At 66.0% G+C, this 406-nt stretch carries 1 protein-coding gene; it reads right to left on the bottom strand.

Annotated elements, in window-relative coordinates; translation table 11 throughout:
- The coding region (locus ACGFT1_RS35795; protein ID WP_373913162.1) for an acyltransferase domain-containing protein at positions 1-406 on the bottom strand (406 nt) is incomplete at both ends.

Genomic DNA, 406 nt, shown 5'->3' with positions numbered 1-406 from the left:
TCGGGGGTGAGCCAGTAGTGCTGGTGTTGGAAGGGGTAGGGGGGTAGTTCGGTGGGGTGGGGGTTGTAGGGGGTGAGGAGGGTTGGCCAGTCGATGGTGATGCCGTGGGTCCAGGCTGTGGCGGCGGCTTGGGTGAAGTGGGTGAGGGTGGCTTGGTCGCGGTGGAGGGTGGGGATGGCTGTGCCGTTGTTGTCGAGGGTTTCGGTGAGGGCGGGGGTGAGGACGGGGTGGGCGCTGATTTCGATGAAGACGGTGTCGGGGGTGGTGAGTTGGGTGATGGTGGGGGCGAGTTGTACGGGGTTGCGTAGGTTGCGGTACCAGTAGGTGGCGTCGAGGTGTCGGGTGTCGAGGGGGGTGGTGGTGACGGTGGAGTGGAAGGTGGTGTGGCCGGTGCGGGGGGTGATGT

This window comes from Streptomyces sp. Y20, assembly GCF_043195475.1.
In the GTDB taxonomy this organism is placed as follows: domain Bacteria; phylum Actinomycetota; class Actinomycetes; order Streptomycetales; family Streptomycetaceae; genus Streptomyces.
The sequence above is the reverse complement of the archived record's forward strand: the minus strand, read 5'-3'. Positions and strand labels throughout refer to the sequence as shown.